Source organism: Aeromonas sp. 600724, from assembly GCF_049175135.1.
Lineage (GTDB): Bacteria > Pseudomonadota > Gammaproteobacteria > Enterobacterales > Aeromonadaceae > Aeromonas > Aeromonas veronii_A.
Genome location: NZ_JAAKUM010000002.1, coordinates 65482 through 89983 on the forward strand (window position 1 = coordinate 65482; position 24502 = coordinate 89983).

The window sequence follows — 24502 nt, forward strand, 5'->3', positions numbered from 1 at the left end:
GCCAAACTTGCATCCACCGCCGATTCCTAGTCCAATAGCCACTTATAAAAATGACATGAGCATCCCGGACATGAAGATCATCTCTTTCAATATCAACGGCCTGCGCGCCCGTCTGCACCAGCTGCAAGCCATCATCGACAAGCACCAACCCGATGTGATCGGCCTGCAGGAGATCAAGGTACACGACGAGGCTTTCCCGCTGGCCGATGTGGAGGCCATGGGCTATCACGTGGAGTTTCACGGCCAGAAGGCCCACTATGGGGTCGCCATCATGAGCAAGCAGAAGCCGGTCAAGGTGGAGAAAGGCTTCCCCACCGATGACGAAGAGGCCCAGCGCCGGATGATCATGGCGACCTTCGAGCGCGAAGACGGCTCTCTCATCAAGGTGATGAACGGCTACTTCCCGCAGGGTGAAAGCCAGGATCACGAGACCAAGTTCCCGGCCAAGCAGAAGTTCTACGAGGATCTGCAGCACTATCTCGAAACTCATCACACGCCGGACGACCAGCTGGTGCTGATCGGGGATATGAATATCTCCCCCACCGATCTCGACATCGGTATCGGCGAAGCGAACCGCAAGCGCTGGCTGCGGGATGGCAAGTGCTCCTTCCTGCCCATCGAGCGCGAATGGATGGAGCGGCTGAAAGGGTTCGGTCTCACCGACACCTTCCGCGCCGCCAACCCTACCGAGTGCGAGCGTTTCTCCTGGTTTGACTACCGATCCAAGGGCTTTGACGAGAATCGCGGCCTGCGCATCGACCTCATCATGGCCTCCGACGCCCTCAAGGACAGCGTGACCGAGACAGGTATCGACTATGAACTGCGCGGCATCGAGAAACCCTCCGACCACGCTCCCATCTGGGCCTGCTTCGCCTGATTGATTGAGTGCGGGCGAGGGCTCCTCTCGCCCGCCACAATACTCCCCCCCCCTTTTTTTCCTCCTGGCTATTGTCATCGTAAGCACTATCCTGTCGGCAATCTCGTTCTCATATGATACTCTTTACTCCATTTTTCAGCAGCAGAACGGCTTCTGTTGTGAAGAACAGAGAGAACTTTTTCGATCAAGCAGCTTGGGTTCAATGTTCATGCTCTATGATTGAAAAACTTCAATAATCCAATGAGTTAATTTGTAATCATGAAGTTAATCACGTCAGCCGAAAAAAAAGGTGTGCATGATGGCCGCAATCGGGCCAACTGGAGTGAAATGATGATGGAGCCAAACACCAGAGCAGGATTATTCAAACAGGGGATGCTCGCTCTGACGCTGGCCGGTGCACTGGCCGGCTGTGGCGGGGAAACAAACCAGACGGCGCAAACCATGCCGGCCGTGCCCGTGGTAGTCAACGAGGCGATCCTGACCGATGTGCCGCTCACCACCGAGATGGTTGGCGAAACTGCCGGCTTTCGCGAGATCGATGTGCGCTCCCGGGTCAGTGGCATCCTGCTCAAGCGCACTTATGTGGAAGGCCAACCGGTTACCGCCGGCCAGCAACTGTTCCTGATCGACCCCGAGCCCTACAAGGTGGCGCTGGAGCAGGCCAAAGGCACCCTGGCCCAGGAGCAGGCCAGACTCAACAAGGCACGCGCCGATCGGGATCGCATCATTCCCCTCTTCAAGCGCCAGGTGGTAAGCCGCAAGGACTATGACGACACCATCGCCAACTATGAAGCGGCCATCGCCAGCCATCAGGCCGCTCAGGCCAAGGTGAAGGAGGCCGAGCTCAACCTCAGCTATACCAAGGTCACTGCCCCCATCAACGGCATGGCGAGCAAGAGCTCCCAGTCCGAGGGGAGCCTTATCTCCACCAGTGGCGACAACGGCCTGCTCACTACCATCACCCAGTTTGATCCGCTCTACGTCAACTTCTCCTACTCGGAGCAGGATCGCCTCGATTTCGAGAACTCGGTCAAGAGAGGGACCATTGAAGCCAAGGACGCCACCAACTGGCGCACCCATATCCGCCTGGCCGATGGTTCTGTCTACCCACAAGCGGGCAAGCTCAACTTCTCCGACAACCGGGTCGATCCCCAGACCGGCACCATCCGTGCCCGCGCCATCTTCGATAACAAGGACGGCGTGCTGCTGCCCGGCCAGTTTGTCCGTATGACCATCGATCTGGGCACCCGCAAGAATGCCATCGTGGTGCCGCCCCGCGCTATCGTCCAGTCCCAGGCTGACCGCATGGTGATGGTGGTCGATGCCGAGAACAAGGTGATCCCCCGTCCGGTCAAACTGGGCCCGGTGGTCTCCGAGGGGGTGCTGATCGACAGCGGCCTCAATGCCGGTGACCGTTACATCGTCGAAGGCTTGATGAAGGCTCGCCCCGGCAGCGTGGTGAAACCTGTCTCTGCCGACGAGATGAAAGCCATCACCGCCAAGATGGTCAGCCACTCAGCGGCCAAGTAAGGAGCTCGTATGTTTTCTAGGTTTTTTATCGAGCGTCCCATCTTCGCCAGCGTGATTTCCATCATTATCGTGCTGGGCGGATTGGCGGCAATGCGCTCGCTTCCCATCGAGCAATATCCCCAGATCACCCCGCCGGTGGTCTCGGTGACCGCTTTCTATCCGGGGGCCACTCCGGAGGTGATCTCCCAGACTGTCGCCGCACCGCTGGAGCAGCAGATCAACGGCGTCGAGCGGATGATCTATATGCAATCGGGTTCGGCCTCCAACGGCCAGATGAACCTCAACGTCTACTTCGAGATCGGCACAGATCCGGATCAGGCCACCATCAACGTCAACAACCGGGTATCGGCCGCCATGGCCCAGCTGCCGGAAGAGGTGAAAAAGCAGGGGGTAACGGTCAAGAAGAAATCGACCTCCATCCTGCAGGTGGTCACCCTCCAGTCGCCGAACGGCTCGTTTGATACCACCTATCTGTCAAACTATGCCCTGCTCAACATCATCGACGAGCTCAAGCGGATTCCCGGCATCGGTGATACCACTCTGTTTGGCGGTACCGACTATGCGATGCGCATCTGGTTGCGGCCGGATCGACTGGCCCAGCTCGAACTCACCCCGAGTGATGTGATTAGCGCCATCCGCGAGCAGAACACCCAGTTTGCGGCAGGCAAGATCGGCGCTCAGCCCACCTCGACCCCCATCGACTTCACCTACACGGTGCAGACCAAGGGTCGCCTTGAAGATGTGAAAGAGTTCCAGAACATCATAGTTCGCTCCATGCCCGATGGCTCCAAGATCCGGGTCCGCGATGTCGCCCGGGTCGAGCTGGGGGGCAAGGATTATGATCTGGTGGCCCGCGCCAACGGCAAACCGGCCATCGGTATCGCTACCTATCTGCAGCCCGGTGCCAACGCCGTAGCAGTCGCCGATGCGGTGCACACCACCATGGAGCGGCTCAAGGAGCGCTTTCCGCAGGATATCGAGTACCAGATCCCCTACGACACCACAGAGTTTGTGAAGATCTCCATCGAAGAGGTGGTACACACCCTGTTCGAGGCGATCGTGCTGGTGTTCGTGGTAGTCTACCTGTTCCTGCAGAACTTCCGCGCCACCCTGATCCCCTGTATCGCAGTGCCAGTGTCGCTCATCGGGACCTTCGCCGGCATGCTGGTGCTCGGTTTCTCCATCAACCTGCTGACCCTGTTCGGCATGGTGCTCGCCATCGGTATCGTGGTGGATGACGCCATCGTGGTGCTCGAGAACGTCGAGCGGATCATGAGCGAGAAGAAATGTTCGCCCAAAGAGGCTGCCATCCTCGCCATGCAGGAGGTCTCAGGTCCGGTGGTCGCCATCGTGCTGGTGCTTTGCGCCGTGTTCCTGCCGGTCGCCTTTATGGGTGGCATGACAGGGGTGATGTACAAGCAGTTCGCCATCACGGTCGCGGTCTCGGTGGCCATCTCCGGTCTGGTGGCTCTGACTCTCTCTCCGGCCTTGTGCGCCGTGTTGCTGAAAGAGGGACATCACAAACCGGCCCGTTTCTTCGTCTGGTTCAACGATAAATTTGACCAGCTGACCCGCGGCTATGTACGGGGTGTGGCCTTCCTGAACCGTCGGGTGGGGGTCGCTTTTGCCATCATCGCCGTACTGTTGCTCTCCATCTACGGTCTCTTCCTGAAAGTGCCGGGCGAGCTGGTACCGAACGAAGATCAGGGCTACCTCATCTCCGCCGTCATGCTGCCGGATGCCGCCGCCATGAGCCGGACACAGGCAGTGGCGGATCAGTTCGACAAGCTCGCCATGGCCAATCCCAATGTGAAGGATGTGATCACCTTCTCGGGCTTCGACATCCTCTCCAACGCCATCATCAGCAACAGCGGTCTCACCTTCATTACCCTGAAGGACTGGAGCGAGCGCAAGGGGACAGGCCAGGACTCCTTCGATCTGGCCAAAACTCTGCAGGGGATGAGCCTGATGGGGCTGGCTGACGGCTTTGTTGCCTCCTTCAACCCGCCCCCCATCCAGGGGATGTCCACCACCGGCGGACTGGAAGGCTACCTGCAAAACCGGGGTTCCGGCAGTGCCCAGGAGTTTTCGGGCGAAGTACAGCGCTTCCTCGCCGCCGCCAAGGAGCGCCCCGAGTTTGCCAGTGTCACATCCACATTCCGTGCCAATGTGCCGCAGGTCTATCTCGACCTGGATCGCGAGAAAGCCAAGGCGCTGGGGCTGCCGATCAATGCGGTGTTCGACACCATGCAGGCCACCTTCGGTCAGGTCTATGTCAACGACTTCAACCAGTTTGGCCGAACCTACCGGGTACAGTTGCAGTCCGAAGCGGACTACCGCGCCAAGAAGAGCGATATCCGCAACGTCTACGTGCGCTCCAACACCGGCGAGATGATCCCGCTCAGCAGCCTAGTGACGGTCCGTGATGCCACTGGCCCCGAGCTGGTAGAGCGTTTCAACATCTTCCAGGCAGCCAAGATCATGGCACAGCCGGCACCCGGCTACAGTTCGGGTCAGGCGATCGCCGCACTGGAAGAGGTGGCCAACAGCACCCTTGGCAACGATGCCAAGCTGGAGTGGACCGGTTCCGCCTATCAGGAGAAGGCCTCTGCCGGTAGCGCAGGCATGGCGTTCGGCTTCGGTATTGTGATGATCTTCCTCATCCTGGCAGCCCAGTACGAACGCTGGAGCCTGCCGTTTGCGGTGATCACAGCCGTACCGTTCGCCCTGTTCGGCGCCCTGCTGGCCACCTGGCTGGTAGGACTCACCAACAACGTCTACTTCCAGATCGGGCTGGTGACCCTGGTGGGCCTTGCCGCCAAGAACGCCATACTGATTGTGGAATTCGCGGTGATGAAGCACGAGGAGGGGATGAGCCTCATCGAGTCGGCACTGGAGGCGGCGCGCCTGCGTTTTCGCCCCATCGTGATGACCTCGCTGGCCTTCATCCTCGGCTGTGTGCCGCTGGTCACCTCCAGCGGCGCCGGTGCCGCAAGCCGTCACGCTCTCGGCTGGCCGGTCATCGGCGGCATGCTGGCGGCCACCTTTATCGCCATCTTCTTTATCCCGCTCTTCTTCCGCCTCATCATGAAAGGGTCGGAAAAACGCGCCAAGCCGTAACGCTCTCCACGGGCGTGCCACCGATAACAAACTACCCCCGCCCGTGCGGGGGTATTTTTTTGTCTGCGGTGTGCTTCAATGACACACATCGAGACTTTTTTGCACAGGATCCGGATATGCTGGCTCAGCTCTGGCTCGCGACGACCTTGACGACCACTACCCTCTCCGCCTGTGGTCATCACGATTATCCCCCCTGGAACTGGCTGAGCGATGGCAAGATCATCGGCGTTTGTGCCGAAGTAGTCAGTACCCTCTATCAACGGTTGGGTTTCAATGTGGATCTCTCCTATGTGGGCCCCTGGGCCCGCTGTCAGCAGAAAGTGGCGAAAGGAGAGGTCGACATCAATATCTGTGCGCTGCGCAACGAAGAGAGAGCACACTACTCCCGCTTTACCCGAACGCCCATGGCCATCAATGACATGGCGGTGTTCGTGCGCCAACCCGGCAGCCGCTTGCTGCAGCGACGGGAGGATCTGACCGGACTGCGGGGAGCCATGATGATAGGCGTCAGCCTTGGCAGCGAAATGGATGATTTTTTGCAAGCAAATACCCGCATCTACAGGGTCAACTCCCTCAAGCAGGTATTTGGCCTGCTGGCCAGTGACCGGGTCGACTTCGTTCCCTATGGCCGCTCTTCCGGCCGCCTGTTTTTGAGCGAAAATTACCCGAGCAGCGGAATGACTGATCTGCAGTGGCCACTGCAGCGCGGTGAGCTCTATATTTCTGTTTCACTACAATCTCCCCATCTTGGCACCCTCGAACAGCTGGAACCCATGCTGCAAGCGCCGGGCATGAGGCAGTGGATAGATCAGCTGCTGGAGAAATACAGCGACATCTATCTGCAACAACAGCGCCAGCCCTCGCCTTGACCTTCTCCCAGAAGCAAGGTTTAGAGTCTGGATACCAGATCCTGAAGGATGACCGGATTGTCACTCACCCAGCTTGCGACAAGATTGCCCTCTGCCCTGCTAGCCCGGCTATTGCTGGCGCTGCTGCTCGTGTGCAATCTGACCCTCTGCATCAGCTGGCATGCTTCTCCCCTCTCCTCCGAGACGACCCAAAGCAGCCCCCTGCCAATGGTGATGTTGGATTCATCCATGGCGATGGCGGATGGCGAGAGCTCTCATGCGATGCCCGCAATGTCTCACCCGAGCGATACCATGGCCCTCTCCTGCCATCAGGGAGACGAGGGGTCGGCCATGGGCGATGAGTGCCAGATGCAGACCGGCGTCAATGCCCTCTCCTTCGGCGCGATAGCTCTGCTGGGTGTATTGGTCGCCCTGCTGATCTTCCCCCTGCTACTTGGCAGTAACTTCGCAACTGCACTGCTTGATAACTGGTTGCGGGATCCCTTCCTGCGATCACGCGGTACCCATCCCCCCTCCTGGCCGCGCCGACACCTGATGTTGTCGGTGCTGCGACACTAGAAAGATCTTCTCTTGCGGCAGCGGCAAGCCTCGGCTTGCCCGTCTCCTGCCGCCTTGCCTGACCCTGTGCCCCGGCCAAACCGGTCCGCTCACTGGGAGCCGTGCGCGCTGATACAGCTGCGCCCCGTTTGCCGCCAATCCCTTAGGTGATGCCTTGTCCATCTCCGATCCGGCGGCCTGCACAAGAGAAGAGATATGATGTCACTTGTCCCTGTTACCGGCCTTATCGCCGCCAAGAACTTTGCCACCCTGCCACTAAGTGGGGGTGTGCGATGAGCCAGAAACTGCTGGTATCAGCCCTGCTGCTGGCCCTCGGCGCCGGTGGCGGTTACTGGGCTGCCAAACAGACCACTGCTAGCACCGTGGCCAAGGAGAAGACGCCGCTCTACTGGGTCAACCCCATGGATCCGCGCGACAAGCGCAATGCCCCGGCCAAGGACAACATGGGGATGGACTTTATCCCCGTCTATGAGGAAAAACAGGGCGGCTCACCGGGCACTGTCACCATCAGCCCCGAGATCCAGCAGAACCTGGGGGTGCGGCTTGCCAAGGTGGAGAAGCTCCCTATCCACCAGCAGATCGAGACGGTGGGCTACGTCGGCTATGACGAGGACAAGCTGGAGGCGGTCAACGCCCGCATGGCGGGCTGGATCCGCACCCTCGCCATCAAGAGCGAAGGGCAGCAGGTGAGCAAGGGGAGCCTTATTTACGAGCTCTACGCCCCGGATCTGGTCAACGCCCAGCACGAATACCTGCTGGCCCTCAACACTGCCAACCCGCTGCTGCTGCGCGCCGCCGAAGGCAAGCTCAAGTCCCTGCAGGTACCGGCAGATCAGATAGCGGCCCTCAAGCGCACCCGTCAGGTGCAGGAGACGGTGCGTTTCTATGCCCCCAGCAGCGGTTATGTCTCCGAGCTGAAGGTGCGAGAAGGCCAGTATGTGGAGCCTGCCGCGGCGCTCTTTAACATCAGCACCCTCAAGCAGGTGTGGGTGAGTGCAGAGGTGTTCGAGCGCCAGGCCGCCCAGCTGAAGGTGGGGGATCCGGTCACCATGACCCTCGACTATGCCCCCGGCCGCAGTTGGCAAGGTAAGGTGGATTACCTCTACCCGACTCTGGATGCCACCACCCGTACCCTCAAGGTACGGCTGCGCTTCGCCAACCCGGACGAGTTTTTGAAACCCAATATGTTCGCCAAGGTGACCATTCAGGCGGGCAAGGGAGAGCAGCAATTGGTGGTGCCGAGCGAAGCGGTGATCCGCACCGGCAGTCAGGACCGGCTGGTGCTGGCGCTGGGGGATGGCAGCTTCAAGTCGGTGGCCGTCACTCTGGGCCCCCAGTTTGGCGACAAGGTGGCCATCAAGGCTGGGGTAGAGGCGGGGGATAACATCGTCAGCTCTGCCCAGTTCCTGCTCGACTCCGAGTCGGCCATCGATTCGGACTTCCAGCGCATGACGGCGGTGCGCCCTGTCCAGGTGTGGACTCAGGGCGAGGTTGAAAGCATCGATCTGGCCAAACGTACCCTGATGGTCTCCCACCAGCCCATCCCCGAGTGGCAGTGGCCCGCCATGGAGATGGAGTTCACCGTCGCCGACGGGGTCGATATCAGCAAGCTGGTCGAGGGGCAGACCCTGCACCTGCAGGTAATGCAGGAGGGGGATGAGTACCGCATCACCAACATCCATCAGGAGAAGGCCCCGGCCAGCGGCCACGCTCCGGAGCAGGCAAAAGATGAGATGGAAGGGATGGACCATAGCCAACATCAGATGGCGATGCCCGAGGTGGAGAAGAAATCATGACCCCTGCCATCATTCGCTGCCTAGCAGGCAACCGCTCTCCGCTCTCTGTACTTGGTGAGAAAGGAGTTCAATCATGATCCCGTCGATTATTCGCTGGTCCATCGGCAACCGCTTTCTGGTGCTGCTATTGACCCTCATGCTCACCGCCTGGGGGCTCTGGTCGGTCAAACAGACCCCGGTGGACGCCCTGCCGGATCTCTCCGACGTGCAGGTGATCATCAAGACCTCCTATCCGGGCCAGGCGCCTCAAGTGGTGGAGGATCAGGTGACCTACCCGCTCACCACCGCCATGCTGGCGGTGCCGGGGGCCACCACGGTGCGCGGCTACTCCTTCTTCGGCGACTCCTTCGTCTATGTGCTGTTTGACGACAACACCGACCTCTACTGGGCCCGTGCCCGGGTGCTGGAGTATTTGAGTCAGGTCGCCCCCAACCTGCCCGCCTCCGCTCGACCCCAGCTCGGCCCAGATGCCACCGGGGTGGGCTGGGTCTATCAGTACGCACTGGTGGACAGAACCGGCAAGCATGACCTCAGCCAGCTCACCTCGCTGCAGAACTGGTTCCTCAAGTACGAGTTGCAGACGGTGGACGGGGTCTCCGAGGTCGCCACCGTCGGCGGCATGGTGCGCCAGTATCAGGTGCGGGTCGATCCGGACAAGCTGCGCGCCTACGGCATCCCGCTCTCCCTTATCGAGACAGCCATCAAGCAGGGCAATCAGGAGACCGGCGCCTCCGTCATCGAGATGGCAGAAGCGGAGTACATGGTGCGATCCAACGGCTATCTGAAAAGCGTGGAGGATCTGAAGCAGATCCCGCTCGGTACCAATGTGCGCGGCGCCCCGCTGCTGCTGGGCGATGTGGCTGATGTGGTCACCGGGCCCCAGAGCCGGCGCGGCCTGGCCGAGCTCAATGGCGAAGGGGAAGTGGTGGGCGGCATTATCGTCATGCGCTATGGCGAGAATGCCCAGCACACCATCGACGGGGTCAAGGCGCGGCTCGCCCAGCTCAAAAGCAGCCTGCCGGAAGGAGTAGAGATCGTCACCGTCTACGATCGCTCCGACCTTATCCAGCGCGCCATCGACAACCTCTCCGGCAAGCTGGTAGAGGAGTTCGCGGTGGTGGTGCTGGTCTGCCTCGCCTTCCTGTTCCACCTGCGCTCGTCGCTGGTGGTGGTCATCTCCTTGCCCATCGCCATCCTGACCGCCTTTATCGTGATGCACCTGCAGGGGATCAACGCCAACATCATGTCGTTGGGGGGCATCGCCATCGCCATCGGCGCCATGGTGGATGGCGCCATCGTGATGATCGAGAACGTCCACAAACACATGGAGCGGGAGGCGCTCACCGATAAGAACCGCTGGCGCATCATCACCGAGGCAAGCATAGAGGTGGGGCCCGCCATCTTCTTCTCCCTGCTCATCATCACCATCAGCTTCCTGCCGGTGTTCGCGCTGGAGGCGCAGGAGGGGCGGATGTTCCACCCGCTCGCCTACACCAAGACCTATGCCATGGCGGCGGCGGCCGGGCTCGCCATCACGCTCGTGCCGGTGATCATGGGCTACTTTATCCGTGGCAAGGTGCTGGCGGAGCAGGCCAACCCGCTCAACCGCTGGCTGAGCCTGGGCTATGTGCCACTGCTCAAAGCCGTCTTGGCTCGTCCGAAAACCACCCTGGCCATCGCCGCCGTGGTGACGGTGGCGGGCTTCTGGCCGCTCAAGTACCTGGGCTCCGAGTTCATTCCGCCGCTGGACGAGGGGGACATCATGTATATGCCCACCACCGCAGCCAATATCTCGGTGGGCAAGGCGCGGGAGATTTTGCAGCAGACCGACAAGCTCATTCGTACCGTGCCCGAGGTGCAGAACGTGTTCGGCAAGGCGGGCCGCGCCGAATCAGCCACCGACCCTGCGGATCTGGTGATGATGGAGACCAGCATCCAGCTCAAACCCCGCGATCAGTGGCGCCCCGGCATGACCCCGGAGAAGCTCAAAGAAGAGCTCGACTCCCTCATCCGCTTCCCCGGCCTCACCAACGCCTGGGTGCCCCCCATCAAGACCCGCATCGACATGCTGGCCACCGGCATCAAGACCCCGGTCGGCATCAAGATTGCGGGGCCCGATCTCAAGGTGATCCAGCAGCTCGGCCAGCAGCTGGAACAGATCGTCGGCAAGGTGGAGGGCGCCTCATCGGTCTACGCCGAGCGGGTCGCCGGTGGCCGCTACGTCAAGGTGGACATCGACCGGCTGAAAGCGGCCCGCTACGGCCTCAACATCGCCGACGTGCAGGCGGTGCTCGCCACCGCGGTGGGCGGCATGGAGGTGGGCCAGACCATCGAGGGACGTGAACGCTACCCTATCAACCTGCGCTACCCCCAGAGCTATCGCGATTCAGTGGCCAGCCTCGAGCTGCTGCCGGTGGTGACTCCGAGCGGTGCGCGTATCGCGCTGGCGGATGTGGCCCGGGTCTATATCAGCGACGAGGCCCCGATGCTGCGCAGTGAAAATGCGCGCCTCAACGGCTGGGTCTACGTCGATATTCGCAGCCGCGATATCGGCTCTTTTGTAGCTGAGGCCAAGGCAAAGGTGGGCAAGCAGCTGGTGCTGCCGGCGGGCTACGCCCTCACCTGGTCTGGCCAATACGAGTACATGGAGCGGGCCAAGGCGCGCCTCGCCTACGTGGTGCCGCTCACGGTAGCCATTATCGTGCTGCTGCTCTATCTGGCGTTTCGCCGCGTTCAGGAGGTACTGCTCATTCTCACCACCTTGCCGCTGGCGGTGGTGGGCGGGATCTGGACCCTCTGGCTGCTCGATTTCAACCTCTCGGTGGCGGTCGGGGTGGGCTTTATCGCTCTGGCGGGGGTGGCGGTAGAGACCGGCGTCTTGATGCTGGTCTACCTCAACCATGCCTGGGATGACCTGGTGGCCAGTGGCAAGCCGGACAAGGCGGGTCTGCACCGGGCGGTGATCCACGGCGCCGCCCTGCGCCTGCGCCCCAAGATGATGACGGTGGTCACCATCATCGCTGGCCTCTTGCCCATCATGTGGAGCCACGGCACCGGATCCGAGGTGATGCAGCGCATCGCCGCCCCCATGATCGGCGGCATGGTGAGCGCGCTGGTGCTGACCCTCTTGGTGCTGCCCGCCGCCTACTACCTGTGGCGCAGTCGCAGCCTTGGCAAGAGCGCGTACCCGCAATCCGAGTAACCCGATTTCACGATCCATATTGACTGAACGATAAGGAAACCATCATGAACTACAAAACGCTGACCCTGACCCTGCTGCTTGGCCTTGCCACCCAGACCAACCTGCAAGCCGAAGAGATGATGCACCATGAAGGGCACGATATGAGTCAGACGGGTGAGATGAGCGAACAGGCCGCAATGGTGATGACCAAGGGGGTCATTACCCGCCTCGATGAGGGGCGCGGCAAAGTCGGCATCAAGCACGAGGCGATCGAGAACCTCAAGATGCCCCCCATGACCATGGTCTTTCGAGTAGCTAACCCGGCCCAGCTCCAGGATCTGAAGGTGGGGGATGCGGTGCGTTTTCACGCCGAGAACCCGGACGGCAAGCTAACCGTAACCACTATCCAGAAACAGTAATCAGAGTCATTTCAAAAAAAACGGCGGGATCATCCCGCCGTTTTCTGTTATTGCACCATCCGCCGAGCGGTCTCCTCAGCCGTTCGGATAGGCTTGGGCTATGTTGGCCTGCGCCACCCCCATCAACTGAACCGAGATATCCTGCAGCACATAGAGGTCGCGGCGACGGGTCCAGGGTTGATCGGATTGCTCGTCGTACCAGACGGGCAGTTCGATCCCCTCCGGGGCATGGCTCGCCACCTTGCGGGCACGGCAGGTGATGATGCAGCGCTTGACGTGGTCGCGGTGACCGATAACGGCCGCCGTGCCAAGGGCGGCGGCATCTCCGCCGGCATAATCCCTGACAATGGCCTCCACCACGCCGTCCGTGCTGAGGTAGACCAGCTTGCCTTCATTATCCCAGTAAGGCTCGATGGAGATGACATCCCGGGCTGGAATGTCCGGATAGCGGGCCGAGTCGAGGAAGCGGGCAATCTCCCATTGCACGTACATGGGCACCGGCTTTTGCCGATAGAGGGCCGCACAGCAGGCAGCCAGAGCCTCGTTCATGGGGCCGGGCTCGGCCAGTTCATCCGGGTTGCCCGAGGCGTTGGGGCGGTTGCCGAAGGCAAAGGCGATGACGCAGTGGGCCTGGTCGATGGCGACCCGGGACGGGGTCATGTTGAAGCAGGCCTCCTCGATGAAGGGGGCCAGCTGGCGGGCCGTCTGCTCGTCGTGCAGCTCGGCGCTCAGCCGGTCGGTCAGGGTGGTGCGAAAATCCGCCGCACTCCCCTGGCTGTCATTGCTGCTGTTGCAGCCGGTGAGGGTGGCGACCAGGGGGGTACTCAACAGCCCCAGGGTGACTCTACGTCGACTCTCGTTCATTTAGATTCCTCTTTGGTAGCAAGCACTTAACGGGAACAAGCAGCAATTAACCCTTGACCCAATAAACGCTCATACCATACGGAAAAACGGGGGCGACAAAAGCCATACCGCGAGGCTCGTACCCAGAACGTGCAGCAATTCACACATTAATCAATAAACGAAAGCACTCTTTTGCGAATGAGCCAATAAAAGAAATTAACATCCACATTAATGAACCACTGATAGATAGATACTCTATCTGTGGTTCATTCGCACAGATTTCATCCCTCAGATAACGCGCTCGTTCAGCTGCGGGTTGCCAGCAACTGCTCCACATCCTCGATCACCTTGAGAGCCGCCTGCGGGCCGCCGCTGGAGGTCCAGAGCGACCCGTCAACGGCGCCAAAGCGCTTGGCCTTGATCACCGGCAGTTGCTGGAACGCCGGGGTCTGCTCCGCCTGACGCATGGCATCCACCGCATCACCGCTGGCGCTCAGAGTGCCGACCACCAGCCAGTCAGCATCCAGCAGGTTGAGGGACTCCAGACTCAGCGCCGGTGAGTGGGGTGCGCCAGTCCCCTGCTGCTTGCTTGGGCGTACCAGCCCCATCGACTCCACTACGCTGCTGGCAAAGGTGCCCTGATACATAAAGCTCGGCCCCTTGGGGTTCCAGCGCACTATGCTGATGCTCTCCCCCTGATGCTTGGCCAGCTTGCTGCGGGCCTGAGTCAACCGCTCGGCATACTGCAGCAAGAAAGTATCCCCTTGCTGGTCGCGGTTGAGGGTGTGAGCGGTGCGGCGGAAGCTATCCTGCCAAGGCTCACCCCACTTGCTGGTCACCACGGTCGGCGCGATCTCCCCCAGCAAGGTCAGCAGCTCGGGACGGGTCTGGCCGGTCAGGATAAGGTCGGGCTCCAGCGCAATCAGCGACTCCAGATTGGGGCTGTCGAGATCGCCGATCACCTGGATACCCATGCCCGCCTTGTTCAGCAAATAGCGGGGCAAGGTGGGTTGACCACGGCCATTGACGGCGCCGATGGGGGTCAGCCCCAGGGTCAGGGTGCTGTCGAGTTCGAGCTCGCTCAGCACCACCACCCGCATTGGCTGGGCTGGCACCTGCACCTTCTGGCCAAACGCATCGGTCACTTCACGCATCTCCTGCGCCTGAACCTGCGGCGCGGCCAGCATCAGGATGGCTGCTGCCAGGGCGGCAAAACGCTTCATCATTTCACTCCTTCTCGTTGCACGGCCCGGATAATCGGCCGCGTGAATACACTCGGTGGGCCCACAGAGCAGGCCCATATGACTCAACTCGCCGAACGCAGGGCACGGCCATGTTCGTGGCGACGGGGCACGATAATGGGCGCCCCGTCGCCGGGGGCATGCAGAATGTCGACACTGGTCTGGTAGAGCCGGTCGATCAAGGACTTGGTCACCACCTCCCGGGCCGGGCCCATGGCGGCAACGGTCCCCTCGCCGATGGCGATCAGCTCGTCACAGTAGCGGGCCGCCATCGCCAGATCGTGGATCACCAGCAGCACGGTTTTGCCCTCGGCGGTGATGCGATGGATCGCCTCCATCACCTCGGTCTGGTGACCGATATCGAGGGCGCTGGTGGGCTCGTCGAGCAGCACCATGTCGCTGTCCTGCGCCAGGATCATCGCCAGCCACGCCCGCTGTGCCTGCCCGCCGGAGAGGGACGCAGCGCTCTGCTGCCAGATCCCCTCAAGCTGCATTCGCTCGCAGGCAATACGCACCATGCGGGCATCCTCCTCACCCCACTGATTGAACCAGCCCTGATGAGGGTGACGGCCATACTGCACCAGCTGCTCCACCAGAATGCCGGCAGGCAGGGTGGGCCGCTGGGGCAGATAGGCGAGCTCCCGCGCCAGCCCCTTCATGGGGTAGCTGGCAAGCGGCTTGCCTTTGAGCAGGATCTCGCCGCGTTGGGCTTTCATCTGGCCGGATAACAGCTTGAGCAGGGTCGATTTGCCGCAACCGTTGGGGCCGACGATCCCTACCAGCTTGCCCCTCGGCACGCTGAAAGAGATGTCCCGCAAAATGGGGGTCTGCTGATAGGCGAAATGGAGGCGATTTACGGTGAGCGTCATCAGTCAGCCCTCTGGCGATCGTTAACAAGAAGAAACAGCAGCAACAGGCCGCCGAGAATACGGGTCATGATGCCGGTCGCCACCTCGTGGGGGCTGGCCAGCACCCGGACCAGGGTATCGCTGGCAAGCAGCAGCAGGGCGCCGCTAAGCGCCGCCAGCCAGAGCGGCACCACCCGGTCTTTCACCAGCCAAGAGGCAAGAATGGGGGCAGCCATGGCGATAAAGACCACGGGGCCGCCGATGGCGGTGCCGAGCGCCGCCACCAGAATGGCCTGCGCCAGAATGCCCAGTTGCACCCGATCGCCGTTGACGCCAAGCCCTCTGGCCATCTCGGGGCCAAAGCGTAGCACCGCCAGCGAGCGGGAGAGATAGACGATCCACGGGCAGAGCAGCAGCAACAGGATGGCGATGGGGGTGATGGTGCTGTAACCCACGGCGATAAAGCTGCCCATGTTCCACAGATAGAGGGAGCTCAAGTGCAGCAGGGCCTGGGTGGACATCACAAACTGGCCGAGCGCCTCGAACAGCTCGGAGAGGCCGATACCTATCACCACGAACAGATAGCCCTGCTCACCCGGTTTGCGGCATAGGGCATAAAGCACCAGCGCCGCGAAGATGGCGCCGATAGGGGCCGCCCACCAGGGCCAGCTGCCTATCGTCAGGTAGAGGGAGAAGACGATGATGGCCAGAGAGGCCCCGTTGTTGACCCCCACCATGTCGGGTGTGGCCAGCCGATTGCGCACCAGCGTCTGCACCAGACAGCCGGAGAGCCCCATGGCCGCCCCCGCCACCACCACCCCAAGGATGCGCGGCAGCCGGATCTTGAACAGGGTGAGCTGCTCAAGCCGCGTCCCCTCCCCCATCAGGGTGTTGACCACCCCGGCAAAACCGAGCTTGCCGCCGCCAACGCTCAGGGCCAGCAGAGCCAACGCCAGCAGCGCCATGGCCAGCAGCGCCAGCCAGCGCCAGCTCAGCAGATGGATCAGCAAAGAGCGGTTACCGGCCCGCAGGCAGAGCATATCGGTAGGTGTGCGCATCAGCCCCTCACTTGACGGTCAGCAGGGTACGAAAGCCCCCGCGATGGACGATGGCGATCAGCACTGGTGCGCCGATCAGGGCCAGAATGACGCCGTTGGGCAACTCGAACGGCTGGATCAGCCAGCGCGCCAGAATGTCGGCCAACAGCAGAAACAGCATGCCGAACAGGGCGGAGAAACAGACCTGCACCGACAGCTTCACCGGCTCCACCAGTCGGCCACAGTAGGCGGCCAGAAAGCCGACAAAGCCGATGGGACCGGCAATGGCGATGGCACTGGCGGTAAACAGGGTGGCGGCCAGCAGTACGCCAATTCGCACCCGGTTGGGGCGGATCCCCAGCGCCTGGGCCTGACTGTCCCCCATCTGCATCAGGGTCAGCTGGCGACAGAGCAGCAGGGTGATGACAAACGCCGCCAGCACGAAGGGCAGCACGGCGATGATGGCATCGAGATTGGCCGCCGACAGGGAGCCGAGGTTCCAGAAGCGGTACTGCTCCAGCACCATCTTGTTGGAGAGCAGCAGAAAGCTGGAGAGACCGCCGAAGGTGGCGGAGAGCGCCACCCCGACCAGAATGAGCTTGAGGGGGTTGGAGCGGCCAATCATCATGCCGAGCCCCAACACAATCACGTTGCCGAGCAGTGCGCCGAGTCCGGCCCAGAGCAAATAGCCATAGGCAGACTCCACACCAAACCAGGTGAGCCCCACCACCAGCGCAAAGACGGCCCCGGCGTTGACTCCCAGCAGACCTGGCTCTGCCAGCGGGTTGCGGGTCGCACTCTGCAACAAGGAGGCAGCCAGAGATAAAGAGGCGCCGACCACCATGGCACAGAGGGTGCGCGGCAGTCGCAAGGTATTGAGCACCATGGCGAGCTTCTCGTCGCCAGCCCAGCGGGCATCCCCCATCAGGTAGCCGAGCACCTCGCGAGCACCATAGACACCCGCACCGGTGGCGAGCGAAAGAGAAAGCAGTACAAACAGGAGGAACAATCCCAGCCAGAACAGCGAGGTCTGGTCTCTAAACACCCTTTAACTCCTTATGGTGGCAATGCGCATGTTGTTGAAATACATGTGGTTGAAATAAAAGCCGTCACCCGAGGTGATCCCCTGACAACAGCGGAAGCCCGCCAATGCGGGCTCCCGTTCAGCCATTACAGCTTGTAGGCCACACCGGCATAGACAGTGCGCCCGTCGAGGATCTGATCGGCCTCGGTGGCAACCCAGTCACGCTTGGTATTGGTCAGGTTGTTGAGTCCGAACTTCAGATCCAGTGCCCGGGTGGCGTTCCAGACTGCCCCGACATCCAGGGTGTGGAATCCTGCAGTCGTCTCATAGGTGGTGCCGCTCATGCGCGGAACCGGGAGGATCTGGCTGCCAGTGTAGTTCCAGCCCAGCTGGGTACTCAGGCTCTCGATGACCTGCCACTCCAGCTTGGCGTTGGCGGTATGCTCCGGCGTCCGATAGAGATCCTTGCCGCTGGTCTTGTCTTCCCCGTCGATCAGGGTGACGTTGCTGGAAAGGGTCAGGGTATCGGTGATATCAAACCAGCCGCTCAGCTCCACCCCCTTGATGCGGGCCTTGCTGACGTTCTGATAGGTCATCACCGCCGGACGCCAGGTGGAGGTCCATGCCTCGCTCTGGATCTTGTCCTTGATATCGTTGTGGAAGGCGGTAACCCCGGCGCCCCAGAACGAACCATCGTAGGCGGTGCCCAGCTCGTAGCTGACGGCGGTTTCCGGCTTCAGATCCGGGTTGCCCACCACGGCGCAGCGACCGCGACAGGCAGCTACGGCATAATCCGGGTTGGACTGGGCAATGGTCGGCGCCTTGAACGCCTTGCCAATGCCGCCCTTGACCACCCAGTTGTCCGTCAGGCTGTAGAGGGCGTAACCGCGGGGGCTGAACTCGGTGCCATAGGTCTCGTGGTGATCTACCCGGCCACTCAGGGTCAACGCCAGATCGCCAAAGCCAAACTCATCCTGCAGATAGAGCGCGCTCTGGTTGACGCTGACATCGCCCCCCTTGAGGTTGACGTTGTGCTTGAGTTCGGTGATGCGGTACTCGGCACCACTGGTCAGCAGGTGGCTGCCCAGATTACCGCTCAGCTGGCCATCGAAGGTGTGGTTGGTCTGGCTCACATCGCCGCTGGTCTTGCTCAGCGCCGTCATCAGTTCGGAGTCATCAAAGAGATCCACCTGCTCGAAGGCATAGCCGACCCGGCTGTCGAACTGATCCCAACGGCCGACGTGGGTGGCATTGAGCCCCAGTCGCTCCATCTGCTGGATATTGCGCGGCGTCTGGCCGTAGTTGTTCCAGTGGGCCTCCCGATCGTCTTTGGCGTAGTTCATCCCTACATCCAGATCCTGACGATCATCGATCAACCATTTGACGTTGGAGAGGATCCCCAGCTTTTCACGCTGCTCGATGGCATCGGCCTTGGGGTTGATGCTCTGCTCGCTCTGCCAGGCATCCCTGTGGTTCCCTTCCACCACCAGGTTGGCCAGCAGCTTGTTGTCGATCAGCGCCCCGCCCACATAGGCACTCGCCTTGTTGATATCCCCTCCGTGACCGTCGGTGGGGTCACTGAAGGTATAGGTGGCCGCCGCTTCGGTCTTCTCCCCGGGTTGGCGCAAGATGACGTTGACCACCCCACCCAGCGCATCTGCGCCGTAGAGGGAGGAGATGGGGCCACGGATCACTTCGATACGCTCAATGGCCGCCATCGGGATGGCGGAGAGATCGAAATCATTGCCATAACCGGAGGTAAGAGCATCGCGGGAGCTGATACGCCGGCCATTGACCAGCAACAGGGTGTAATCCCCCTCCAGCCCGCGCAACTTGATCTCGCTGCGGCCGTAGCTGGTCGCAGGGCTGATATTGACCCCCGGCAACTGTTTCAGAGCGCCGGTCAGATCATTGACATTGAGCTTGTCGAGCTCGACCCGAGTCACCACAGAGACGCTGGCCGGGGCGGTCAGCTCGCTGTGCCGGGTTTTACTCGCCGTCACCACCATAGTTTCATGAGCGGCGACAGGCGCAGTCCCTTGGGCCAGAACTGGCAGGGCAAAAAGGGACAACACCAGTGGATGCACTGCAAATCGTCGGGATGATGTACGCATCATCAACACTCCACATAAAACAACCAAGGCCAACACCACCGACATCCCTGTCTGACCTCGCCAGACCCGGTGCAAAGTGATGGAGTTCATTGGCATGAACAGTCGTCCATGCCCCATCACCCCGAACATCAGTGCATTACGGCAGGCCCTGCGTTGTGCTATGCCACTCGCAGCCATCAATAACAAAAGCGCCGTACCGACTGACATCGGGACGGCGCAATACTAAATGCAAATCATTTTTATTTGCAAGAGTGAATCAGGTATTCTTTCGCATCCGCTTAATTATCCATCACATCGTGGCGAGTCTGGTGATAGGCCTCTTCACTCTTGCCCCGGCGCCAGTACGGCACGGCGTAGAGCGACTGGCGATCCACCTCGAGCACAGACCGAAAATGGCGGCGCAGCGGCAGCACCAGCGCCTCTTCCCCACCCAGCCAGAAGAAGCCACCATCGCGCACCAGCGGCAGAGCAATCACATGCTCCAGCAGGCCGCTGGACTCGGGCTCGCCGACAAACCAGTGACAGCGCACCCCGACCGGCAGCGTCAACGGCTGAGCATCGGCCTGATCCGGCACCAGAATCGCAATTTCCCCTCTGGCATCGGCAGGCATCACCTCGCACATCGCCATGATGGCGGGCAAGGCGGTGAGATCCCCTACCAGACAGTAGTGATCGGCCGGTTGCAGCATAGGGTTGGGACCACCCGGCCCGGAGAGGATTACCTTCTCTCCCGGCTTGGCATGGGTAGCAAAGGCGCTGGCGGGCCCGCCGTCACCGTGCAGCACGAAGTCGATATCAATTTCCTGCTCATCACGGCGAAACGCGCGGATGGTGTAGGTGCGGATCACCGGCTTGTCAGCCGGGTCACTCCAGCGCGGGCCGCTCGGGGTCATGGCAGGCAGCACCGGCTCTACCTGATGGGGCTGGGCCAGCATCACCTTGATATGGGCCCCACCGCAGGTGAAGGGATAGTCAGCCAGTTCGCTGCCACCAAAGGTGATACGACGCAAATGGGGGGTGATCTGGGTAATGGCTTTGACAGTCAGCAGACGGGGACGATTGGGAGGCAGAGATGGGGACACAATGAGGCTCCTCGTTGAGTGTGTTGCCTATGCTACACACAAATGGGAATCACTATCAAATGCGATTATTTCTCGTCTATCCGGCTCAAACATCACTAATCACTACCATCAGCCCCCGAACAGAGAAACGGGCTTATGCACGCTAGTCCCATGATTGGACGAAGAAAGCAGCCGGACAACAACACTGTCACGCAGGGTTCCATTTGCCTATTTCGACCATAGTTTTTCGAGATCAAATTTTATTTCTCAATAAGTTTCCTATCCTTAGTGAAGCAGTTAATGTAAGCACAGGATGCCAAACAGGATTGTATGATGGATGACCAGATCCTGATTATTGATGATGACGAGCTCTCCCTCCCCGACGCGCAGCAAGCAGGCTGGAGGGTGATGATTGTTGACGATGAACCGGAAGTGCATCGCATCACCAAGATCACTTTAAACAAATTCGAGTTTGACAATCGTCCCATCGAGTTTCTGCATGCCTATTCGGCAGCAGAGGCAAAAAAATTGCTGGCCACCACCCCGGATGTTGCACTGCTGCTGCTGGACGTGGTGATGGAGGTCGATCACGCCGGTCTTGATGTCGTCAAATATGTCCGTGAAGAGCTGCAAAACAAGATGGTACGAATCGTGCTGCGTACCGGCCAACCCGGCCAAGCGCCGGAAGATGACGTGGTGACCAACTATGACATCAACGACTACAAGGATAAAACCGAGCTCACCTCCCAGAAGCTGCGCACCCTGCTGCGTGCCAGCCTGCGCTCCTATCGGGATATCCGCACCCTGGAAAGCAATCGGCAAGGGCTGGAAAAAGTCATCGAAGCCTCCAAGGGGATCTTTGAGAAACGGGCGCTGCGTCAGTTTGTCGAAGGCGCCCAAGAGCAGCTGAGCGCCCTGCTCCATCTGGGAGAGACCCAGATTTACGATGTAAAACAATATGCCTACGAAGTGAAGGATCAACTGCTGGAGCCCCTGCTGCCAGGTCATCCCCCGGTGCGGTTGACAGAGGCACCCGAGATACTGCGTCAGGCCATGACCCGGGGCTGCAATATCTACAACACCAACCAGATGGTGCTCTACTGCCAAAACCCGCGCCACCACCTGTTGTTTCATATCGAGACCACTCGCCAGCTCAGTCAGATCGATACCAGCCTGCTGACCCTGTTTACCGAAAACATCATAGTGGCACTTGAAAATATCCGGCTCAACGAGGTGATCGCCGACAACCAGCGGGAGATCATCTATCGCATCGGCGAACTGGTCGAAACCCGCTCCAAGGAGTCAGGGTTACACGTCAAACGGGTCGCGCTCTACACCGAGCTTTTCTGCCATCTGCTGGGGATGAGCGAAGAGCAGAGCGAGCTGGTTAAACGGGCCTCACCACTGCACGACATTGGCAAGGTGGGTATTCCCGATGCCATTTTGCACAAACCTGGCAAGCTGACCCCGGAAGAGTGGGAGATCATGAAAACTCATGCCCAACTCGGTCAGGATATGCTCTCCGGCAGCGATCTGGCGTTGTTCCAGATTGGCGCCACCATAGCAGGCAATCACCATGAGAAGTGGAATGGCAGCGGTTATCCCCGCGGTTTGAAGGGGGCCGATATCCCACTGGAAGGACGGATCGTGGCACTGGCCGATGTGTTCGATGCCTTGGGTTCGGATCGCTGCTACAAGAAAGCGTGGCCGCTGGACAAGGTGCTGGCCCTGATTGAAGAGGAGAAGGGGCAGCATTTCGACCCCCAGCTGGTCGAGCTGATGATGGCCAATCTGGACAAGTTCCTCGAAATCCGCGAGCAGAACAAGGATGTCTATATTGGCGATCACTGATTGCTGCCAATCCCTTATCCTAAGGGTTCGAGCTAAAAAACCGCCCTGCTTATCGAGGGCGGTTTCTTCTCTCTGGTGTATCGTTTTTCCCGAGTCTGGGCTACTGCTCTGGCAAATTGAGATCCAGCTTGGCTGCCGGTTGGCCGTTTTGTTGATTTTCAGCCTGAGCTGCTGCTAGCGCACGTTTAAAAGCACGCCGTTTTTGCATCACCACAAAACCTGCGCCTCCCAGCAACACCAGTAGTACCCCACCCCCAACCAGAACCCAAAGTAGCCACCCCATTCCCTCTTCAGGCTGCTCTTCGGTAGACTCGGCGCTGGAGGCCTGAGCGGCTGCTGATGCCACCTCTGCGGGAGGCGGAGGGGGCGGAAAGATATTGAAGGTTTTCACTGGCAACTCGATCTTCAGCTCGCGCCCCAGACGAGTGGTGCCATAAAGGGTCGCTTTCACCTCATGCTGACCGACCTCCTTGATGGCAGAGAGATCGATATCAAGCTTGGGCTCACTGGCCGTCTCGCTAAACTCGTAGAGGCCACCCACATTGCTGGTGACACTCCCCTTGATCGCGACAGAGGCCGGATCCAGTTCATCACGATCGATCAGCAGCGACAATTTGGCGCCCAGCTCTTCCGAAGGGGGTGTCAGGTTATAGCTGAACGGATAAGGATAGAGCAGCACATCCTGATAGCGGGCTCGGACAAACACCTGATTACCTGTGCTGAACATGGCGCGGTATTTGCCGGCGGGAATATCCTGTAGTGTCACTTCCGCCGTCATGATGCCGTCACCCGGCACTTCGTCCAGCCCCTTGCCATCATCGCGATAGTGGCCAAGTACTTGATCCAGCACGACCTCTTTCTTATCGGCATCGCTGAACGATTGCAGCTTGACGGTCATGCCAAGATCAGAGAGATAGTATTTATCTTTCGGCGGCTGACCATTGATCAGCAACCACGCCTTGAGCTTGACCACCTCCCCCTGATAGAGCTGCATCGGCAAGGCGGCAATATCAAGCCGGATATCGGAGAGGATACGAACCCGATTGTCGGGATCCACCTCGCCGATCGCCTGCCAGGGGCCCGGCATCGGATTGCGCAGAGTAATGAGATCATGCTCCGGCAATGCCAGCCAACCCACATCGGCAGGTTTGACCTTGCCCACGTAAAGCTTGCTGCCATCGGGGCGAACCAGGATCACGGACGGAGTGCCCGGCTTGCGCTTGATAATGAAGGTGATCTCCTTCACCCCGTAATCGATGCGAAAGCGGTTATCAAGCAGCGGAATATCGGAAGGGGCAAATACCTCGGTCGCCGTCGCCCCCAGCGAGAGCAACAACAGCAGACCTGCACACCACTTGCTCATTGCCGCCACAAACAACTTCCTCCCTTCTTCTGTACCAGATCCAGTCTCGCTTCGTGCAGGGCCTGAACCTCGGCACTGGCACGCACCACCTTGAGGGCGGGTCGGTTGCTCTCCAACCGGCGAATGCTGGTGTCCTGATTGCTCTCGTTTTCGTTGCTCTCGGTAGCCAGATTGAGTTTGGTCTGGCCGCCGGTCATCAGCAGGTAGACGTCCGCCAGGATCTCCGCATCGAGCAAAGCCCCGTGCAGGGTACGGTGGGAGTTGTCGATACCGTAACGATCGCACAGCACATCCAGGTTGTTGCGCTTGCCGGGGAAGAGATCCCGCGCCATCGCCAGGGTATCTGTGATGGTGCAGATATCCGCCGTCTTGAAGTTGAGTCCGAGCTTGCTGAACTCATAGTCCATGAAGCTCACGTCAAACGGCGCGTTGTGGGCGATCAGTTCGGCGCCGCGGATGAACTCGAGGAATTCGTCGGCAATCTGGCTGAACGACGGTTTGTCACGCAGAAACTCGTCGGTGATACCGTGCACCTGGATCGCTTCCGGGTCGACCAGACGATCAGGCTTGATATAGACGTGATAGTGGTTACCGGTCAGCTTGCGGTTGATCACCTCCACACAGCCGATTTCGATAATGCGGTGCCCCAGATAGACAGGGCCGCCCGCCGTATTCATACCTGTGGTTTCGGTATCCAGAATGATCTGGCGATTCAGTTGGGGTGTGTTCATGATCCAATCTATGTCAAACTTCGGCTTTACTTACTCGCT

General features: G+C 60.2%; 18 protein-coding genes. 9 read left to right on the top strand and 9 right to left on the bottom strand.

Annotation, left to right across the window (positions count from 1 at the left end; genetic code table 11):
* Positions 1–70: 70 nt before the first annotated feature.
* The 8 genes from xthA (at position 71) to G5168_RS02555 (ending at position 12350) form a co-directional block, all read left to right on the top strand.
* Positions 71–877 carry an exodeoxyribonuclease III gene (gene xthA, locus G5168_RS02520; protein ID WP_100653387.1) on the top strand — a complete coding sequence of 269 codons (807 nt, stop codon included), beginning with the start codon at positions 71–73 and terminating at the stop codon, positions 875–877.
* A gap of 372 nt (positions 878–1249) precedes the next feature.
* Positions 1250–2407: an efflux RND transporter periplasmic adaptor subunit gene (locus tag G5168_RS02525; protein ID WP_408082994.1), complete on the top strand. Its 1158-nt coding sequence runs from the start codon at positions 1250–1252 to the stop codon at positions 2405–2407.
* Positions 2408–2416: 9 nt separating this feature from the next.
* Positions 2417–5527 carry an efflux RND transporter permease subunit gene (locus tag G5168_RS02530; protein ID WP_100645526.1) on the top strand — a complete coding sequence of 1037 codons (3111 nt, stop codon included), beginning with the start codon at positions 2417–2419 and terminating at the stop codon, positions 5525–5527.
* 116 nt (positions 5528–5643) lie between these two features.
* Entirely contained in the window at positions 5644–6396 is a 753-nt protein-coding gene (locus G5168_RS02535) for a substrate-binding periplasmic protein (protein ID WP_216978400.1), read from the top strand.
* A 57-nt stretch (positions 6397–6453) separates the two neighbouring features.
* A complete protein-coding gene (locus tag G5168_RS02540) occupies positions 6454–6954 on the top strand; it encodes a hypothetical protein (RefSeq protein ID WP_227342331.1) in 501 nt (166 codons plus the stop codon).
* A 272-nt stretch (positions 6955–7226) separates the two neighbouring features.
* Positions 7227–8750, top strand: coding sequence for an efflux RND transporter periplasmic adaptor subunit (locus G5168_RS02545; protein WP_421251799.1), 1524 nt, complete (start codon positions 7227–7229; stop codon positions 8748–8750).
* Between the two features lie 73 nt (positions 8751–8823).
* Positions 8824–11952 (top strand): efflux RND transporter permease subunit, encoded by a 3129-nt coding sequence (locus G5168_RS02550; protein ID WP_257690444.1) that lies wholly within the window; start codon positions 8824–8826, stop codon positions 11950–11952.
* A 44-nt stretch (positions 11953–11996) separates the two neighbouring features.
* Positions 11997–12350: a copper-binding protein gene (locus G5168_RS02555; protein ID WP_227342327.1), complete on the top strand. Its 354-nt coding sequence runs from the start codon at positions 11997–11999 to the stop codon at positions 12348–12350.
* A gap of 75 nt (positions 12351–12425) precedes the next feature.
* Here the strand turns inward: G5168_RS02555 and G5168_RS02560 are convergent, their stop codons facing one another.
* From G5168_RS02560 to G5168_RS02590, 7 genes are all read right to left on the bottom strand, one after another.
* A complete protein-coding gene (locus G5168_RS02560) occupies positions 12426–13214 on the bottom strand; it encodes a hypothetical protein (protein WP_227342325.1) in 789 nt (262 codons plus the stop codon).
* 284 nt (positions 13215–13498) lie between these two features.
* Entirely contained in the window at positions 13499–14416 is a 918-nt protein-coding gene (locus G5168_RS02565; RefSeq protein WP_100645523.1) for an ABC transporter substrate-binding protein, read from the bottom strand.
* Positions 14417–14499: 83 nt separating this feature from the next.
* The gene (locus G5168_RS02570; RefSeq protein ID WP_227342324.1) at positions 14500–15303 is read right to left on the bottom strand and encodes an ABC transporter ATP-binding protein; all 804 of its coding nucleotides are present in this window, start codon (positions 15301–15303) and stop codon (positions 14500–14502) included.
* Positions 15303–16340, bottom strand: a complete 1038-nt coding sequence (locus G5168_RS02575; RefSeq protein ID WP_421251800.1) for a FecCD family ABC transporter permease — start codon at positions 16338–16340, stop codon at positions 15303–15305. The genes G5168_RS02570 and G5168_RS02575 overlap by 1 nt, the downstream gene beginning before the upstream one ends.
* Positions 16341–16347: 7 nt before the next feature.
* Positions 16348–17364: a FecCD family ABC transporter permease gene (locus G5168_RS02580; RefSeq protein WP_019446608.1), complete on the bottom strand. Its 1017-nt coding sequence runs from the start codon at positions 17362–17364 to the stop codon at positions 16348–16350.
* Positions 17365–17489: 125 nt separating this feature from the next.
* Positions 17490–19457 carry a TonB-dependent receptor domain-containing protein gene (locus G5168_RS02585; protein ID WP_227343018.1) on the bottom strand — a complete coding sequence of 656 codons (1968 nt, stop codon included), beginning with the start codon at positions 19455–19457 and terminating at the stop codon, positions 17490–17492.
* 278 nt (positions 19458–19735) lie between these two features.
* Complete coding sequence (locus G5168_RS02590; RefSeq protein WP_069526731.1) at positions 19736–20539, bottom strand: siderophore-interacting protein; 804 nt, start codon at positions 20537–20539, stop codon at positions 19736–19738.
* A gap of 312 nt (positions 20540–20851) precedes the next feature.
* On the opposite strand from G5168_RS02590, the gene G5168_RS02595 reads away from it, so the two are divergent.
* The gene (locus tag G5168_RS02595; protein WP_216954328.1) at positions 20852–22369 is read left to right on the top strand and encodes an HD domain-containing phosphohydrolase; all 1518 of its coding nucleotides are present in this window, start codon (positions 20852–20854) and stop codon (positions 22367–22369) included.
* Between the two features lie 100 nt (positions 22370–22469).
* Here the strand turns inward: G5168_RS02595 and G5168_RS02600 are convergent, their stop codons facing one another.
* On the bottom strand, positions 22470–23732 hold the full coding sequence (locus G5168_RS02600) for a TIGR03503 family protein (protein ID WP_227342321.1): 1263 nt from the start codon (positions 23730–23732) through the stop codon (positions 22470–22472).
* Entirely contained in the window at positions 23729–24463 is a 735-nt protein-coding gene (gene dnaQ / locus G5168_RS02605) for a DNA polymerase III subunit epsilon (protein ID WP_047439188.1), read from the bottom strand. The genes G5168_RS02600 and dnaQ overlap by 4 nt, the downstream gene beginning before the upstream one ends.
* Positions 24464–24502 lie beyond the last annotated feature (39 nt).